The organism is Streptomyces pactum (assembly GCF_002005225.1).
In the GTDB taxonomy this organism is placed as follows: Bacteria; Actinomycetota; Actinomycetes; order Streptomycetales; family Streptomycetaceae; genus Streptomyces; species Streptomyces pactum_A.
This window is the reverse complement of the sequence record NZ_CP019724.1, coordinates 4793361-4811296: the sequence shown is the minus strand read 5'-3', so window position 1 is coordinate 4811296 and position 17936 is coordinate 4793361. Positions and strand designations below refer to the sequence as shown.

Annotated in this window: 10 protein-coding genes; 7 read left to right on the top strand and 3 right to left on the bottom strand. The window is 74.6% G+C overall.

What is annotated here, in order from left to right; genetic code table 11:
- Positions 1 to 352: 352 nt before the first annotated feature.
- The 3 genes from B1H29_RS20440 to B1H29_RS20430 all read left to right on the top strand — a co-directional run bounded on the left by B1H29_RS20440 (position 353) and on the right by B1H29_RS20430 (position 4106).
- The gene (locus B1H29_RS20440; RefSeq protein WP_409350902.1) at positions 353 to 1036 is read left to right on the top strand and encodes a helix-turn-helix transcriptional regulator; all 684 of its coding nucleotides are present in this window, start codon (positions 353 to 355) and stop codon (positions 1034 to 1036) included.
- 152 nt (positions 1037 to 1188) lie between these two features.
- Positions 1189 to 1866 (top strand): DUF4255 domain-containing protein, encoded by a 678-nt coding sequence (locus B1H29_RS20435; RefSeq protein ID WP_055417554.1) that lies wholly within the window; start codon positions 1189 to 1191, stop codon positions 1864 to 1866.
- Positions 1867 to 2123: 257 nt separating this feature from the next.
- Positions 2124 to 4106, top strand: coding sequence for an ATP-binding protein (locus tag B1H29_RS20430; protein ID WP_079160799.1), 1983 nt, complete (start codon positions 2124 to 2126; stop codon positions 4104 to 4106).
- 129 nt (positions 4107 to 4235) lie between these two features.
- Here the strand turns inward: B1H29_RS20430 and B1H29_RS20425 are convergent, their stop codons facing one another.
- The 3 genes from B1H29_RS20425 to B1H29_RS20415 form a co-directional block, all read right to left on the bottom strand.
- Complete coding sequence (locus B1H29_RS20425) at positions 4236 to 5684, bottom strand: RICIN domain-containing protein (protein WP_055417555.1); 1449 nt, start codon at positions 5682 to 5684, stop codon at positions 4236 to 4238.
- A 205-nt stretch (positions 5685 to 5889) separates the two neighbouring features.
- Positions 5890 to 7374 carry an eCIS core domain-containing protein gene (locus B1H29_RS39420; protein WP_234392971.1) on the bottom strand — a complete coding sequence of 495 codons (1485 nt, stop codon included), beginning with the start codon at positions 7372 to 7374 and terminating at the stop codon, positions 5890 to 5892.
- Between the two features lie 119 nt (positions 7375 to 7493).
- A complete protein-coding gene (locus tag B1H29_RS20415) occupies positions 7494 to 13010 on the bottom strand; it encodes a hypothetical protein (RefSeq protein WP_055417556.1) in 5517 nt (1838 codons plus the stop codon).
- A gap of 342 nt (positions 13011 to 13352) precedes the next feature.
- Here B1H29_RS20415 and B1H29_RS20410 point away from each other — a divergent pair, with 342 nt between their 5' ends.
- The 4 genes from B1H29_RS20410 to B1H29_RS38625 all read left to right on the top strand — a co-directional run bounded on the left by B1H29_RS20410 (position 13353) and on the right by B1H29_RS38625 (position 16136).
- Positions 13353 to 14954, top strand: a complete 1602-nt coding sequence (locus tag B1H29_RS20410) for a phage tail sheath subtilisin-like domain-containing protein (protein WP_055417557.1) — start codon at positions 13353 to 13355, stop codon at positions 14952 to 14954.
- Positions 14955 to 15031: 77 nt separating this feature from the next.
- Positions 15032 to 15478 (top strand): phage tail protein, encoded by a 447-nt coding sequence (locus tag B1H29_RS20405; RefSeq protein WP_053133134.1) that lies wholly within the window; start codon positions 15032 to 15034, stop codon positions 15476 to 15478.
- A complete protein-coding gene (locus B1H29_RS20400; protein ID WP_055417558.1) occupies positions 15478 to 15981 on the top strand; it encodes a hypothetical protein in 504 nt (167 codons plus the stop codon). Before B1H29_RS20405 ends, B1H29_RS20400 begins: the two co-directional genes overlap by 1 nt.
- Positions 15978 to 16136 (top strand): DUF6760 family protein, encoded by a 159-nt coding sequence (locus B1H29_RS38625; RefSeq protein WP_167392550.1) that lies wholly within the window; start codon positions 15978 to 15980, stop codon positions 16134 to 16136. Before B1H29_RS20400 ends, B1H29_RS38625 begins: the two co-directional genes overlap by 4 nt.
- Positions 16137 to 17936: the final 1800 nt, after the last annotated feature.

Below are 17936 nucleotides of genomic sequence, written 5' to 3'. Positions count from 1 at the left end.
CCTCCTGTGGTGGATGGTGGTCCCCCGGTCTGTGAGACGTGGGAATGCCGGCCCGGGTGGTGTGAGGTGGCCCACGAAGAGGAACACCCTTCCTCGGGCCGGCCGGTGGTTGTGGCGAGGCTCACGGTGGCGCGCGCCCGGCGCCACGGACCCGCGGTTTTTCCGCAATGCCCCTCTGACCTGCTGGAACGGCCGCTCAGGTGGCCCGTTCGTGGCGGTGCCCGCGCTGGTCTCGTGGTGTGCCTCGTGGTGCTCCACGATTGCGCCGTCCCGGCAGTCCCAGAAGTGTGGAACACGCTCATCCGCCACCGGCCCGCGCCGGACGGCGGGCTCGTGAACAGGGGGGAAACGGTTGCTCAACTCACCCCGGAACACCACCATCTCCATCCTCGGCGCCGACGGAGCCGTCGGCGCCGCCGACCGGCGCGTCCCGGTGGCGGTGACCGCTCCGGACCCGATCAGCCGCGAGGGCGCGGTCAGCCAGTTGCGCCGCCACCCGGAGATCGACCTGCGTGAGGAGTCCGGCCCCGGCACGGTGGCCCTGCTCATCGAGGACGCGCTCGACGAGGCGGCGCTCACCCGGCTGCGCAGGATCGTGCGCAGCGAGGGCGCGCGCGCCGTGCTCGTGGTCGGCGCGATCCGGGAGAGCGAACTGCTGGACGTCGTCGAGTGCGGCGTCGGTGCCATCGTCTGGCGGCACGAGGCCACCGCGCACAAGCTGGTGCAGGCGGTGCTGGCCGCCTCCCGCGGCGACGGCGACCTGCCCGCCGACCTGCTGGGCCGGCTCATCAGCCAGGTGGGCACGCTGCACCGGGGCGCGGCGGGCCGCCCCGGCGCCCCCTCGCTGGGTCTCGCACCCCGCGAGGTGGACGTCCTGCGACTGGTCGCCGAGGGCCTCGACACCGGAGAGATCGCCGGCAAGCTGTCCTACTCCGAACGGACCGTCAAGAACGTCATGCACGGACTGACCACGCGACTTCACCTGCGCAACCGCGCGCACGCCGTGGCCTATGCCCTGCGGGAAGGCTACATCTGACCGAACGGGCAATCGAAGGCGACCCCTTGGGCCCGTGCGGGCAGGGCGGCCTGCCCGGCCGCCGTCCCCGGCGCGCGTGCGGGCGGGACGGCTCCCGGGGCACGATCGGTGACGCAGGGCGGCGGGCGAGACGGCAGGGCGGGAGCGCGAGAGTGATCCACGAGGTGGACGAGGTCCTCAAGAGCCTCCTCGGCGGCGGAGCGCTGACGGGCTCGGGCATCGACGTGTCCTTCGAGGCACCCACCCGTGACTGGGCGGCCCGGCGCAACGCTCCCGTCGTGAACGCCTACCTGTACGACATCCGGGAGGACGTGGCCCGGCGTCAGAGCGGTCGGGTGTCGGTGCGCGACGAGCGGGACATCGAGGTGCGGCGCCGCCGGCCGCCCCGCTGGTTCCGGCTGTCGTACCTGGTGACGGCCTGGACCAAGACCCCGCAGGACGAACACCGGCTGCTGTCCGCCGTACTGGCGACCCTGCTGCCGCGCGAGGTCCTGGCCCCCTCCGAACTCCCGCCCGCCCTGCGGGCGCTGGAGCTGTCGGTGCCGCTCACGGTGGCCGGTACCCAGACGGAGTCCCGTTCCCTCGCCGAGATCTGGTCCGCCCTCGGCGGCGAGCTGAAACCGTCCCTCGACCTGGTGGTGTCCGCACCCTTCCCCGCCTTCCCGGAGTACGACGCCGGGCCTCCGGTCACCGAGGGCGCGATGGTCCGGGTGCGCGAACTGCCCGGCGAACCGGAACAGTCCAGCGAGCGCTCCCACCGGCCCCACCAGGTGGCCGCCGCCCGCGCCGCCCGCAAGGACGCGCCGGGCCGTCGCCCGGACCAGCGGTGAGCGCCTCCGCCGAGGAGACGCCGGCGGCCGTACCCGGCTCCCCGTCGTTCGACCCGTACGACTCACGGAACCCGCACGCCTCGCCGGACTCGCCGGACCCGTACGACTCGCCTGACGCCCACGACTCGCAGAACCCGCACGCCTCGCAGAACCCGCACGCCTCGCAGAACGCCCACGACTCATACGACTCTTACGACTCGCAGGACGCGCAGGACGCGCAGGACGCGCAGGACGCGTACGACGGTCCCGCCCACGCGCTGCTCGCCCGCCTCGCCGCCCTGCGGGGGCGGGTGACCGCGCTGGTCGAGCACCGCGCCGCCACCGATCCCACGGCCGACGACCCGCTGCGCGGCCTGTACCTGTCCGACGACGCCGTACACCACCTGCTCCGCACCTGGCCCTCCGCCGACGACTTGGAGACCGCCGAAGCCCTCGGAGGCGCCCCTCCGCACGTGTCCGCGGCCGACCCGGCCGGTCCCGGTGACCGGCTGGCGCTGCTGGCCGGGCGGACGGGGCTGACCGAGCTGGACGCCGCCGTCCTGCTCACCGCCCTCGCCCCCGACGTCGACCGCACCTTCGAGCCGCTCTACGGCTACCTCAACGACGACGTGAGCCGCCGCCGCGCCACCGTGAGCCTCGCGCTCGACCTGTGCGGGGTGCCCGCCCACCTGGCGGCGGTCCGCGCCCGTTTCCACGCCTCGGCACCGCTGCGCGCCCTCGGTCTGCTGGAGGTCGAGGAGCCGGAGCGGCCCTTCCTCACCCGCTCGTTGCGGGTCCCGGACCGGCTGGCCGGCCATCTGCTCGGTGACGACACCCCGGACGCCGCGCTCCTCGGCCGGCTGCACCCGATGCCGGAGCCGTTGCCGGCGGGCCCCGCTGCCGAGGGCTTCGTGCGCCGCCTGGCCGCCCGTCTGCACGACGGACCACTCACCGTCTACCTGCGCGAACAGCGTGAGGGGGACGGCCTGGCCGCCCTCGCCTCCGTCCTGCGCGCGGCGGGACTCGACGCGCTGTGCTGCTCGGCACCCGAGGACGACGTCCCGGAGCTGCTGCGCGAGGCACGCCTCAGTGGCCGGGCCGTCGTGGTGTCCGGCCTGCCCGACCGGCCGGGCCCGCTGGTGCGGGCGCTGACCGCGGCGATGGACGTGACCGTGCTGCTGACGGATCCCCGCCCCTACGACCCGCACTGGTCCCCGGCCGACCCGCTGGTCCTGGACGCGCCGGGCCGCCGGGCCGGTGGAACGGCCGCCTGGCAGGCGGCGCTGGGCCCGGACGCCGACGGGTTCGACCTGGCCACCGCGGTCGCCCCCTACCGCCTGGGCGGCGACCGGATCCAGCGCGCCGCGCACGCCGCCCGCGCCCTCGCCGCCTTCGACGGCGGCCCGGTCACCGCCGACCACGTCCGGCTCGCGGCGCGCCGCCAGTCGGCCTCCGGCCTGGAGAGCCACGCGCGGCGTATCCGTCCCGCCGTGGACTGGCGGGACCTGGTCCTGCCCGAAGCGCCCCTCGTCCAGCTCCGCGAACTCGCCCTGCGCGCCCGCCACCGCGACCGCGTCCTCGGCGACTGGCGGCTCAGCGCGGGCGGCGGGCGCGGCCGGGGCGTCCTCGGCCTGTTCGCGGGCGAGTCCGGCACCGGCAAGACCCTGTCGGCGGAGGTGGTCGCGGCCGACCTGGGGCTCGACCTCTACGTCGTCCAGTTGTCGTCGATCGTGGACAAGTACGTCGGCGAGACCGAGAAGAACCTGGAGCGGATCTTCACGGAGGCCGACCGCACCGACGCCGTGCTCCTCTTCGACGAGGCCGACGCCGTCTTCGGCAAGCGCTCCGAGGTCAAGGACTCGCACGACCGGTACGCCAACATGGAGAGCGCCTACCTGCTCCAGCGCCTGGAGTCCTTCGACGGCATCGCCCTGCTCACCACCAACCTGCGGGCCAACATCGACGAGGCCTTCACCCGGCGCCTGGACCTGGTGGTCGACTTCCCGTTCCCGGACGCCGGCCAGCGGCTGGCGCTGTGGCGGCACGGCCTGTCGCACGTCCCGTCCGCCGACGGCATCGACCCGGCGCCGCTGGCCCGGGACTTCGAGCTGGCCGGCGGGTCGATCCGCAGCGCGGTGGTCACCGCCGCCTACCTCGCCGCCGGACGCGGGGACCGCGTGACGGCGGGCGACCTCCTGGAGGGCGCCCGCCGCGAGTACCGCAAGGCCGGGCGGCTGGTGCCCGGCGAAGGCGGCTGGTGACCGTCGGTCCTCGGCCGGCTGTCAGTCCTTGGCCGGCTGTCAGTCCGTGCCCGACCGGCGGCCCTTGCCCGTCCGTCAGCCCTTGCCCGTCCGTCAGCCCTTGCCCGTCCGTCAGCCCTTGCCCGTCCGTCAGTCCTTGTCCAGCCGGATGATCTTCCACTCCTGGTCGTCGGAGTTGGTGCAGTTGAAGATCGTCAGTTGGGCGAAGAGGCCGCCGTTGTTGGCGCCGTCGATGTCCAGGCACTTGTTGTTGCTGGCGAAGTTGCGGATCCAGTAGTCGCCGCTCTGCTGCTTGTCGACCCACCAGAGCTGGTTGTCGGCGGTCGTGCCGTCGCAGTGGAACTCGGCGACGGGCGTTCCGACGGGCCGGGCACCGTAGTCGCCCAGGTCCATGCAGAGCTTGTCCTTGACGTTCCGGATCTGGAAGAGAGCCGCCCCGCCGGGGCCGCCCTTCTCGTACTTCACCTCGAGGTCCCAGATCTGGTTGTCCCCGTCGGTCTCGTCGCAGACGGCCTGCTGGACGGGCCCGTTGATCTTCCCCTTCTCCCGCCCGGGGAGTTCGGCGCACATGTCGCTGGTGGTGTTGCGCAGCAGGACGTTCTCGGCGGGCACCACGGACTTCTTCTCCACGGGCTTCTTGGACGCCCCGCCACCGCCACCGCCACCACCGCCGCCACCCGCGCCGGCGTCGGTCTCGGGTTCCTCGGAGGCCGGCTGTTCGGGCGCCTCGGGTACCTCCGGAGCCGACTCGGCCGCGCTGGGCAGCGCCTGTGCGCTGGCGGACGGACTCGGCGCCAACGCACTGCCCGCCTGCTCGATCTGCTCCGTCGCACTCGTGCGGACCTGCGGCTTGTAAGCGATCCAGATCATCACGAACGCGATCGTCAACGCCAGCGCGATACCGAAGAACGCCGCGATCCACCCGGGCAGGAACCCCCGCTGGACATACGTCCCCTCCACCTCGTCCGGCTCGACCCCCGACCGCCGCACCGCCAACGAGTACGGCCGCTCCTCCTTCGAACCGAACCAGATGATCTGCCGCGGCTTCAGCGTCGCCTCCACGAACGCCGCACGACCCGGCTCGATCTGCACATTCCCCGGACGAATCTCGTACGACAGATGATCCCCGGCATCACTGCCCGCGACCGACGCCGTCACCTTCGTATTGCCGAGGTTGTCCACCGCCAGCCGGGGCCGCCCCCGGAACCGGCCCTTCACCGTCGGCGGCACCAACTCCGCCCGCACCTCCGTGAACGGGGTGATCGTCAGGTTCCCCTCCGGAACCGTCACCGCGTCCGGATGCTCCGTCGGCGTGATCCGCACCGCATACGGATTCGGACCCGCCGCCGCATCCGGCGTACGCGGCGGCGCGAACGTCAACTCGACCGTCCCCGTCGTCCCCGGATACAACCGCAAGGTCTGCGGCTCCACCGTCGTCCACGGCGCCACGTCCCCCACGGGCTCGAACCGGTACTCGTCGACGACATCACCGGTATTGCGCACCCGCAGCCGCACACGCGTGCTGCTGCCGGGGTCGACGGTGGCGGACGCGGGCTCGAGGGAAGTCCAAAGGCTCACACACCGACGCTACGGGGGCGTCGATGTCACGTCAGGAGTCGCTCGGGCAGACCGGGTTGCCCCGGCGGACCCGGTCACACGGTGAACCGGACGGCCTCGAGCCGGAGCTCCTCACCCGTCTCGCCGCCGAAGTACCGCCAGTCCGCGGGCTCGGTGGCCGCCCGGGGCCGGACCGCATGCCCTCACGTCCCCGCGCGGACCGCTCTCACCTGTGGTGCCACTCGCTGACCCGCAGACCGTTGGGCACCTTGAGTTCGAAGGCTCCGCCGATCGCGGTGTCCAGTGCCGCCGCCGGTTCGTTGCCCGCTCCGAACGCCGAGGCCGCCAGCAGTTCCTTCAGCTTCGTGCCGGAACCCCTGAACGCGTGGGCTCCCTTGAGCGCCTCCCGGGCTCCGTCCGCGTCCATGTCCTTGTTCATTCGCTCCAGCAGGTCCGCGGAGACCCAGCAGTCCTCGATGCTGTCCAGGTCCCACTCCGCGTACCAGTGCTTGTTGTTGAGCCAGTTGCGGTCGGGCACCTTGCCGTCGACGGCCACCAGGTAGAACGAGAACTTGATGTTGCCCAGCGAGCGCCAGTCCGCGACGTTCGTGTTCGCGCTCACCCCTCCGGCCTTCGCGTTGTCGTACGTCGACATGATGTCCCGGAAGGTCGGCGGGTTCTTCGGGTCGTCGCCCGTGTAGTGGCGGATCGTCCACCGCTTGGCCAGCAGACCCTGGGACCCCGTCTTGCGGACAGCGGAGATCTTGTGCTTCTCCACGTCCTTGATGTGGGAAAGCATGTCGAAGTCCGTCTGGCCCTCGCCGGCGGGGAACTGCTGCTTTCCCATGTATCGCATCAGCTCCCAGGCGTCGTCCTTGGAGTGGCCCGACTTCTCCAGGGCGGCGATCATCTCCGCCGGGTTCCGGGCAGCGCGCAGCGCGTCGTCCCCCGCCCGCTGCACCGTGTCGGTGCCACCCCTGCCGCCCGTGCTGCGCTGGACGGCCGTGTCCGCGTCGTCCGCGTTCCCCGCGACCCGTCGCTGGGCGACGACGGACGGGGCGGTGCCGGCCCCGGACATGAAGGCGTCGCTGTCGGTGTCCGCCGCCCGCTCCGAGCCCTGCCCGGGGTCCGTGACGGTGAGGCCGCCACCGTGGTCGTTGCCCGTCTCGGGGATGCCCCTGATGTTCTTGTCGAGGTGGCTGGCCTCGTGGACGAGGGTCTTCGTGTTACCGACGGCCTTCGGACCGAGGAAGATGTGCTTGCCGACCGTCATGGCCTCGGCGCCCAGCGCCGCGGTGGCGCGCTGAGCTATCGGATTGTCGTGCACGCGCCCCTCGGAGAGCCGGTCGTTCTGGAAGAACGGCTTCGCCTTGGCGAGGAAGGCCCCGGGGAGCGACGTGCTCGGCGTGTTCCTGGCGGCGTCGAGGAGGCTGCGCTGGGCCGTCGGGCCGGTGTCCTCCACCCCTGCGTGACCGCAGCCGGGCCCGTGCTCGTGCGGGGCGGCCTCCCGGCGCTGCACGGCCGGGCCGGTGTGCCCGCACCCCGGGCCGTGCTGATGCCGCTCCGCCTCGACGGACCGGGCCACGGCCGCGTTCCCCGCCAGGCGCTGGAGGGTCAGCATCCGCTGGACGGGCGCGCTCGGCGCCGCCACCTGGCGGGTCGCCGCGTCCCGCTCGTCGGACGATCGGCTCCGCGTTCCGTGCGCGCGCACGACGCTCCCTTCGACACCGGACGGTTGACCATCCAGCCTTACCGGAGCACCCCTGCCTCCGACAGGTCCACGAGGGCAGCGACGAGGGCAACGACCGGGGCGGCACCGGCCGGCCGGGCCTACCCGTCCGCGGCGAACCGGCGCGCCTCGGACGCCGGCATCCGGATCACCACCGGGGTCGGCAGGACGCCGTCCCGCACACCGACGGCGGCCTCGGCTCCCCGCAGCCCCCGGGTGTGCCGGTGACGGGTCCGGGCCACGGCCCGGAACTCCAGGGTGAACTGGACGAGCGCCGAGGTCTCCTTGGGCTTGCGGAGCGGGACGGTGCCGGCCGCGTTGCCCACCGTCCCGGCCGCGCCGCCCTCGCCGCCGACCCCGCCCGGCGCGTTGGTCATGCCGGACTGCTCCGCCCGTACCGGGCCGACACCGCCCGAGAAGCCCCCCGACCGGCCGTGCCGTGCCGCCTGCCGGTGCTCGGCACCCGCGGGACGGGAGGCGTCCGGCGCGCTCTGGAACACCGTCTCGAACGTCATCTCGTCGCTCTCGCCCAGGAGCCGGGCGTCGAGCAGCCGCGCGTGCAGCGCGCAGTCGATGTCGTGGCCCTTGGCGCCGGAGACGTGCACGGGCGGCAGTTCGGCACCACCGGACACCAGCAGCGGCAGGGCGGCCAGCAGCCACTCCGTGGAGACCGCCTCGCCCTGTGCGTAGTGCGCGGCGCTCCCCGGCTTGCGGAAGCCCGTGTTCACGTCGGCCGCCGCCATCGCCCGGCCGATCACCTCCCGCACCTGGGGCGCGCCCCTGAATCCGTTGGCCTGCGCCTCCAGCGGCAGCCGGGCCCCCGCCGCGTGCCACGCGCGCAGGGCGGCCGGGTCCGCGCCGCTCGGGGGCGGCGAGACCACCGGCTCCATCCCGGGCCGGCGCTCCCCCGGTACCGGCGAGATGCCGGCCAGGGCCTCCATGTCCTTCGACAGGGCGCGGTGGACCAGTGCGCCGCCGAGGCCGACGGTGGCCAGCCGGCCGTCGGCGGAGCGCAGTTCCAGCTCGGCGCGGACCGGGACGCGTACCCGCACCGACGCCGCGTCGCCCACGATGGCCCGCAGACCGGTCTGGCCGCGCCCGGCCACGGTCCGGCTCGTGGCCGCGGACCGGCCGGCCGCCGGGCCGAAGACCCCTCCGTTCCGGTTGGTGGCCGCCTCACCGGACGACTCGGAGCCGGTCAGCGCACCGCCCACGCCGTCGGACCGGCTCTCCTGGTGGGTGTCGGCGCGCTGCGCGGCCGCCACGGTCGCGTACTCCATCTCCCGGTCGCCACCGGACGGCCCGACGATCGCACCGGGCCCGGTCCGCCTGACGTGGAACACGGCCCAGTACGGCTTCGCCCGGCGGCCGGGCCGGCTGCTGTTGCGCAGCAGTTCCACGGGCACGCCGCCGTCCATGGCGCCGGCGAGCAGGCCGGTGGCGCCGTCCCGGTCCAGGACGCGCAGCAGCCGCTGCACGTTGTCGAAGCGGTCGTCGAGCCGGTGCGCCGGCAGCAGGTCCGCCGCCAGGCCCCGGTCCTCCACGGCCGAGCGCAGCCGCTTCAGGAGGGGGACGAAATCGGGCAGTTCGTCGATCAGGCCGAAGCCGACGGGCATGTCCCCGGCGTGCTCGGGGAGGGGTGTGGGGGCGGGGGCCGCGGTGGTCGTGGTGGTGGCCGTTTCCGTGCCCTGCTCCCGCTCCCCTTCCTGCCCTTGCCCCCGGTTCCGGCCCTGGCCTTGGTTCTGGCCCTGGCTCTGGCTCTGGCCCTGGCCGTCGCCGTGGCCCGCTCCCCGCTCCTCCGCCCTGCCGGTGTTCTTGCCCTTGCCCGTCCCCTGGTCCGCCGCCGGGGCGGCGGAGCCGAACAGTCCGGTCGGCCCCATCTGCGCGAGCGCGTCCCGCTGTTCGCGTTCCCGTTCCTCCGGGTCCCGCAGTCCGGCCGCCGCGAGTTGGGCCCCGGTCAGCCAGAGGCCGACGCTGCCCGGGATCGTCTGCTTCCTGGCCGCCGTATAGGGGCCGGAGCCGTTGACCGCGACCTCGGCGACCATGCTGACGGCCAGGTCGCACTGGACGAGGTAGAGGGGGCGGCTGCGCGGGTTGACCGCGTTGCGTTCCACGGTGCCGCTCAGCGTCATGCTCCGGGCGTCCGTCCTCGCCTTGGTGCGGCGGTAGGCCGCGGTCTCCCACAGCGACCAGTCCTGGCCGGACTCCATCCCCCTGGCGTCCGCCGAGTAGGTCCTGCTCGTGGTCCGCGCCCGTTGTCCGGAGCCCTGGTGTCCGCCCAGGGACATGTTCTCCATGCCCGCCCCGGTGGCCTTGTGCCGCACATGGGGGTTGGTGAGTGCGAACCGGGTGCCGACCGCGCCGTCCAGCGCGGTGAGCCGCCGGGGGTGGCGCAGGCCGGCCACCACCCAGCCCGAGGTGACGCCCTGCCGCAGCGCCGCCGTGACGGCCTGCGGGCTGAAGCGGTCCTCGACCGCCAGGCGCGGGGCCAGGCCCTCCGTCTCGAACGCGGTGTCGCCGGGCTTGTCCGTGCTGCCCCGCCGCGCCGCCTGGGAGAGCAGCCGGAAGGCCAGGTCCCGGATCTGCTCGGCATCGCCGACGGTCTCCACGAAGTCCCAGTCGCGCAGACCGCCGCCCGCGGGCCGGGTGGTCAGGTCGGTGATGCCGGTGGCGTCGAGGCGACCGGACCGGCTCATGCGCCCCGCGCCCCGGCGCCGGGTGAGCTTCTCGTGGGCGTCGTCGTCCAGGGTGGTCGCGGTCGGTGCGCTCAGCCGGACGTCCTGCCGCTGTTCGCTCAGCTCGCGCAGCGGGTTGTCCTCGCCGGTGCGGTCGTCCGAACTGGCGATCACCTCGGCCACCGGCTGGTGGCGCCCGGGACGTCCGGGGGTGACGGCCCGCTTCCCGGTGCGCTCCCGGCTGGTCATGGTGACGTGCACGGCGAGCGACAGGCTGGTGCCGAACGTACTGGTCGAGACGTCACCGCTGTTCAGCGAGTCGGTACGGGTCACCGGACCGCCCTGGGCACTGCGGCTGCTCTCCAGCGCCGCCTCGGCCGCCACCTGCGCCGACAGCGCGCCGGGCACCAGGGTGGCCCGGACGCCGCCCTGCACGCCCGCCTTGCGGGCGGTGACGCCTCCCGTCTGCCCGCTCGACCCGACGCCCGAACTGCTGCGCACCAGCCAGTCCGGGGTGTCGCCGAGATAGGTGAGCGCGCCGATCCTCCCCCGGACCCGGATCTGTACGTCGTCGGAGCGCAGCGCGGCCTTGCGGCGCAGCCGCACGGGAACCCCCGCGGACAGCAACTGGTCCTTGTTGGCGCGCAGGTTGGTCTCCGACAGGACGGTCACCAGTTCCCGGTAGTTGCGCCGCTGGGCCTCGGCGTCCGCGCGGGCGACGCGCCCGGTGGCCTGCTCGCCGAACGGCGGCAGGTAGCCGGCCAGTTCGGGGTTGGTGGCGAACAGTCGCTCCAGCACGTCGATCAGCGGCCGGGTGTCCAGGTGGGTGAGGGCGGCGCTGGAGCCCATCGCGCCGAAGGGCAGATGGCGTTCGGCCTTGCGGGGTGTGCCGTCGGCGTTCGTCTCGGGCGTGCCGTCGGGCCGCTCGCGGTCCGCCTTGGTGTACAGCTCGCCGGGTTCCATGGCGGCCGGCAGCGGCAGCCCGAGGTGGCGGGCCTCCTCGGCCCGCATGCTGATCCAGGCGTCGAGGGTGTGCCGCACCGAGCGGCCGCCGGGCGTACGGGTGTGCCGCGGCGCGGCGGGCCCGGTGCCCTCGACGGTGAGCAGGACCCGGCCCAGGTAGAGCGCCTTGTCCCCCCGGACCTCGGCCCCCTGCCGGGTCGCCGCCGTCTGGTCGGCCGAGGCGAACCGCATCCGCCTGAAGCTCGCCGCGGGCATCCCCTTGAAGCGCACGGCCGGGCCCGCGCCGGGAGCCCCGAGGCCCAGGGCGGGGCCGGCCCCCGCCACCCCGCTCATGCCCTTGCCCATAGAGGCGCCCGCGCCGTGCTGTGCCTGCTGGTGGGTGCGGAGCTGCGTCTGGCCGGCCTGCCACGCCGGGGCCAGGGAGACGATGTCGGCCCGCATCCGGTAGGCGCTCTCGGCACCGGCGGCGCCGGCCGACAGGTCCTCGCTCGCGACCCAGCCGGTCAGCAGGCGCGGCAGGTCCTGGAGGATCGTCGCGGCGCCGGTGGCCTCGTAGAGCCGGGTGCGGTCGGCCGATCCCGGGGCGGCCGCCTGGGGGTGCAGTACGGAGTTCACCGCGTCGAACAGGCCCCCGCCACCACCGTGCGGGGCGCCCGGGGTCTCGACTCCGACGACCGCCAGCGACGTGGCCTGCCGTACGTCCTTCTGCTGCTCCCCGGTGAGCGCGGGGCCCGGGTCGGGCCGCACCGTGCCGCGCGGCACGAGGTGCTCGTGCGGCACGCGCATGGTGAGGGTGCCGTCGGCCGACGCCACCCGCTCGGTGCCGTAGGGGCCCTGCGGTCTGATCCGCACGGTGTAGCGCACGTGCCGCAGCGCCCGGACCGTGCCGCCCGAACTGCGCAGGACGCGCGGCTCGGACACCGTTCTGGTGCTGTGCACGTCGTGGTCGCTGCGCAGCGCGAGACCGGCCGCGAGCTGCGCGCCGGCCCACACGGCGGGCGCGGGCGTCGGGACCAGGACCGTACCGCCGCCGGTGAGGCCGGCCTGCCGCGAGCGGGTGGCGTCGGTCACCACGGTGGCGGCCGAGGAGTGCTGCTGGTCCACCTTGGTCGTGCCGTCCTGGGCGGCCGCCGCGCCCCGCGCCAGGTCGTCCGGCAGGACGGGCGAGGCGGCTTCGGGGTTCTCGTACATCGAGGGCTCGGGCCCGGGGCGGCCCGGGTTTGGGCGGACGGACACCGTGACGTCGTACGCGCCGCCGCTCCCGCGCACGGAGAAGACCCGGCCGTGGCCGTAGAAGGTCTCCGGCCGCCCCGCCAACTCCCGCCCCACCGTGGCCACGTCGGCGTCCGCAGCGCCCTCGATCGCGGCCACGGCGCGTCCCACCGCCTCGTGTCCGGTCAGCCCCGAGGCGGTGGAGAGCCCCGCGGACGTCATGTCCCGCAGATACGGCGGCAGCACCAGCGGCGGGTGCTGCATGGCCTTGCCCGGCCTCGTCGCGTCGGGTCCCGCCCGCCGGCCGGCCACGGGCGGGTTCCGCCGGGCGCTTCGGGCCGGACCGCGCCGCTTCGGGGCCGGGGCGGACACCCGGTCCGCCGGTTCCCTGGCGCTCCCGCTGTCGCCCCTGCTCCCGCTCTCCTCCTCGACGATCGGCGCCAGTGGCGTCCGCGCCACCACGGGCGGTCCGGAGCCGTCCGGCGGCGGGGCGGGGCGGTTGCCGAGGACGCGGGAGGCGGCGCTGTTCCCGGCGGCGCCCTGCATGGCCAGCAGTTCGCGTGGGCCGAGCGCGGCCGCGGATCCGGCCGCCGCCGTGGCGAGCGGGACACCGCCCGCCGGCTCCCGCGCACCGGCCGCCGCGACGCCGGCGAACCCGGCACCGGCGGACCTGACGCCGTCGGACGCGGACCTGACCGGCGGGGGCACCGCCGCCGCGCGGCCCGTCCCGCCGCCGTCCGGGCCGGGCTTGTCCTGTCGTCCCCGCATCGCACGCCCCTGCCCGACGATGTGTCGGCCCCGCCCTCCTCGTCGCCGGCCGCCGGGAACCGGAGCCGGCCCGGCGTGGTGCGGAGCCCGGCCAGGCCGGGAGGCTAACGCATGAACGGGACCCGGCCACAGGGTGAAGATCGAACGAGGTCTTCCGCAACAGGCCCGCGTGGGCGCGGTGTCGGGCCTCCCATCAGGGGCCGGCCGCCCTCCGCTGCCCCAACGGGCACAGCCGGGGGCAGGGTCCGTGCCCCCGCTCCGGCCCCCCGGGACGTTTCGGGGGGAGCAACGCGCGCGCGAGGGTGAGGGGCGTCCTGTCTCGTACCCCGAGGAGAGCAGAGCATGCCGTCCTACCTGTCGCCCGGCGTCTACGTCGAGGAGGTGGCCAGCGGCTCGCGCCCGATCGAGGGGGTGGGCACCTCGGTGGCGGCCTTCGTCGGTCTCGCGCCGACCGGCCCGCTGAACGAGCCCACGCTGGTGACCAACTGGACGCAGTACGTCGCGGCCTTCGGTGACTTCACCGACGGGTACTACCTCGCGCACTCCGTCTACGGGTTCTTCAACAACGGCGGCAGCGCCGCGTACGTCGTCCGCGTCGGCGGCTCCGCCGACGACGCCGCCGCCGGTTCGAACGGGGCCTCCGCTCCCGCCGCGGTGACGGGTGCCGCCGCCCCGGCCGCGCTGCCGGCCGCCGAGCCGAAGCAGCTCGGCACGTTCGCCGTGACGGCCAACGCCGCCGGGCAGCAGGGCCCGCTGACCGTCGAGGTCGCCGACCCCGAGGGCGAGGGTCCCGCCGAGCGCTTCAAGCTGATCGTCAAGGACGGCGACAAGCCGGTCGAGACGTTCGACGTGAGCGCCAAGAAGGGCAACCGCTCCTACGTCGTCACCCAGGTGAAGGAGCGCTCCAAGCTCATCACCGTGACGGAGGCCGCGCCCGCCGCGCAGCTCGCCCGCCCGGAGAACCAGACCCTGACGCTGCCGGCGCCGCCCGCCGCCGCCCCCGCCGCCCCGGTCGAGAAGGCCGGCAGCCCGGACCCCGGCCCGGCCCAGTACCTCGGCGACTCCGCGGACCGCACGGGCTTCGGCGGCCTGGAGGCCATCGACGAGATCTCCATGGTCGCGGTGCCCGACCTGATGGCCGCCTACCAGCGCGGCGCGATCGACCTGGAGGCCGTCAAGGCCGTCCAGCTCGGCCTCATCGCGCACTGCGAGCTGATGGGCGACCGCGTCGCCATCATCGACCCGCCGCCCGGCCAGAACGCCCGTCAGATACGGGTCTGGCGCCAGGAGACGGCCGGCTACGACTCCAAGTACGCGGCCCTGTACTACCCCTGGATCAAGTCGTTCGACCCGGCCTCCGGCCAGTCCCGCCTGATCCCGCCGAGCGGCCACGTCGCCGGCATCTGGGCCCGCAACGACACCGAGCGCGGCGTGCACAAGGCTCCCGCGAACGAGGTCGTCCGCGGTGCCGTCGACCTGGAGATCCAGATCACGCGCGGTGAGCAGGACCTGCTCAACCCGATCGGCGTCAACTGCATCCGCGCCTTCCCCGGCCGCGGCATCCGCGTGTGGGGTGCCCGCACCCTCTCCTCCGACCCGGCGTGGCGCTACCTGAACATCCGCCGGTACTTCAACTACCTGGAGGAGTCGATCCTGATCGGCACCCAGTGGGTGGTGTTCGAGCCGAACGACCACAACCTCTGGGCCCGCATCCGCCGCAACGTCTCGGCGTTCCTGGTCAACGAGTGGCGCAGCGGCGCCCTCTTCGGCCAGAGCCCGGCGGAGGCCTACTACGTCAAGTGCGACGAGGAGACCAACCCGCCGGAGTCGGTCGACCTCGGCCGGGTCATCTGCGAGATCGGCATCGCGCCGGTCAAGCCCGCCGAGTTCGTGATCTTCCGGCTGGCCCAGTTCTCCAGCGGCAGCGGGGAACTGGAGGAGTAGGACACGCGTCCTGCGCCGCTCCGGGCTCCCGCCGCCCCCTCCCTCCTCTCACAGATCCTTAGAAGGACAGCGAACACATGGCTCTGATGCCGGGTGACTCCCTCACAGCGAACAACTTCGGGCTCCAGATCGACGGGGTGATGGTCGAGTACCTCGCCGAGGTCAACGGCCTCACCCTCGAGCAGGACGTCATCAAGTACCCGCAGAACAACAGCACCACCGGCAAGCACGAGACGGCCGTGCTCCCGGGCAACAAGAAGGACGGGCAGTGCACCGTCGTGCGGGGCATGACCCAGTCGTCGTCGTTCACCCAGTGGATCAACGACTCCATGAACGGCCGGATGTCCACGGCGCGTAAGAACGCCTCGATCATCCTGATGGACTCCGAGGACACCCCGGTGAAGCGGTACAACCTGCGCAACGCCTGGTGCAGCAAGATCGACGCGAGCGCGGTCAAGGCGGGCGACACCTCCGCGCTGACCGAGACGGTCACCATCGTGTTCGAAGAACTGGTCATCGAATAATGCGGCGTGCGGCTGCCGGGGCGCCCGCGGCGGCCCCCGACGACCCCCAGACCGCGGCGGCGGGAGCGGACTTCCCCCGTTCGGCTCCCGCCGTCGCACCCACGGAGACACCGGCCGAGGCACCGCGCCAGCAGCTACGCACCGAGTTCCCCTTCGAGCTGCCGCGCGGCTACGTCGACGACTCGGGCACGGTGCACCGGGACGGTGTGATGCGGCTGTCGACGGCACGGGACGAACTGATCCCGCTGCGCGACGTGCGGGTGCAGGAGAACCCGGCGTACCTGTCGGTGGTGCTGCTCGGCCGGGTCATCACCCGGCTGGGCACGCTGCCGATGGTGCACGACGGGATCGTGGAGAACATGTTCGCCTCCGACCTGGCGTTCCTCCAGGACTTCTACCGCCAGATCAACGCGGAGGGCCACACCCGCGCGGCCGTTCAGTGCCCGCACTGCACGGAGCCGTTCGAGGTGGAGCTCGGCGGGAGCCGCCTGGGGGAATCGTGACGTACGCGACCGACCGGCTGCACGAGGAGATCGCGTACGTCGCCTACCACTTCCACTGGAGTCTGGAGGCGATCCTGGACCTGGAGCACCAGGACCGCCGCCGGTACACGGACCAGATCGCGTCCCTCGTGACGCGTGGCGCGGCGGAGGGCTGATCGGTGGGATTCCTGGACCGGCTGCGAGGCCGTCGTGACGGGCTCCGGGACGGGCCACGGGACGGCACCGGCGAGCCCGCGCCCACACCCGGTGCCCGGGCCGCCGAGGCGGGCGACCCGGGCACGGGCGACCCGGGCACGGGCGGCCGGGGCGCGAGTGGCCGAAGTGTGAGTGGCCCGGGCGCGAGTGGCCAGGGCGTGAGCGCGTCGCCTGCGACCGGCTCCGCGCCCGTGGCCGTCGCCGCCTGGACGGGCCTGCCGCCGATCCAGCGGGCGACGGGCGACACGCGTACGGGAGTCGCGGACGCCGGGTTCGGCGGCCGGCTGCCGACGTGGCAGAACCCGTCGTTCACGGGGGCGCCGTCCCCCGCGGTACTGAACCCGGCGGCGGGCAGCAGCATGCTGTCGGGCGCGTTCGGCGAGTCGGCACCGCCGGTGGCGGGGTCCGGGCGTTCCGGGCAGTCGCCGCCGTCGGCCTCACCGGCCGCCGCGGCTCCGGTGCAGCGGATGCCGGTCGCGCCCCTGCGGGCGATACCGGCGGCCACGGAGCCGTCGTCCGCGCCCGCGGCTCCCGCGAGCGGCACGGGGGCCGGACCGGCCGCCTCCCCCGCGACGGTGCCCGGCGCCGCGTCCACGTCACCGGCCGCGCCGGTCCAGCGGGCGCGCTCCGCCGGGCCGGCGTCGCCCGCGGCACCGGTGAGCGCTCCGCCCCAGGCCCCGCGCGGAGTCCGCGTGGCACCGGTGCCGGCCGCCGCGCCCCGCCCGCGGCCCCCGCTGACCAAGGCCCCGTCCGGCTCGGCGGCCGTGCAGCGCCGGTCCCTGCCCGCGACCCGCCGGGCCGCGAACGGCCTGCCGGGCTCCTCGGGGACGGCACCGTCGTCCCCGGACGGTGACCGAGCGGAACCCGGCGCGGCCCCGGGCCCGGCCGCCTCCCCGGCACGCCCGTCCGGCGCCGGGGCCGCCCCGTCCACGGCACCGGCCGGCACCACGACCACCGGTGCTCCGGTGCAACGGGCGGTGCCCCCTCACCAGCCCCCGCCGACCAGCACCGACACCACGGCGGCGACCACGTCCGGGGGCGGCATCACGGCGGCGACCACGTCCGGGGGCGACACCACGGCCGGCCTTCCGGTGCAGCGCGCCGCGCTCCGCCCCGGCTCCGCCCCGACCGCTTCCGGCGGCCGTACGGCACCCGCCCCCGCCACCACCGACGGCGGCGGCGCGGCAGCAGGCACCCCCGTACAACGCGCGACAACACGCCCCGGCCCCACCCCGACGACCGCCGCCCGGCCCACCGCCCCGGCATCCGCACCCTCGGCCTCAGGCGACGGCACGGCAGCCGGTGCCCCCGTACAACGCGCGGTGCCGCGCTCCCGCCCGGCCATCCGTACCGGCTCCGCCCGCGGGGCCGATGCCACGGGTGGCCGCCGGACCACCTCACCGGACGCCCAGGGCGCACCGGCACAGCGCGCCGTACCGCGGTCCGGCCCCGCCGCGTCCGCCCGCACCGCTCCCCGGCCCGGCGCCGCCCCGACCGGCAACCGGGCAACGCCCGCACCCGGCGCCGACACGGCGACCGGCACACCGGTACAGCGACCCGTACCGCAGCCCGGCTCCACACCGACCGGCACGACCGGCCAACCTCCGGCACAGCGCACCCCCGTACAACGAGCGACAACCGGCACCACCACCAACACCCCCCGCAACACCCCCGCACCCGGCACCACCCCCACCACCGGCCGGTCGTCCACCGCAGCCGACGGCGCGTCCAGCGGCCTCCCGGTCCAGCGAGCGGCGGCT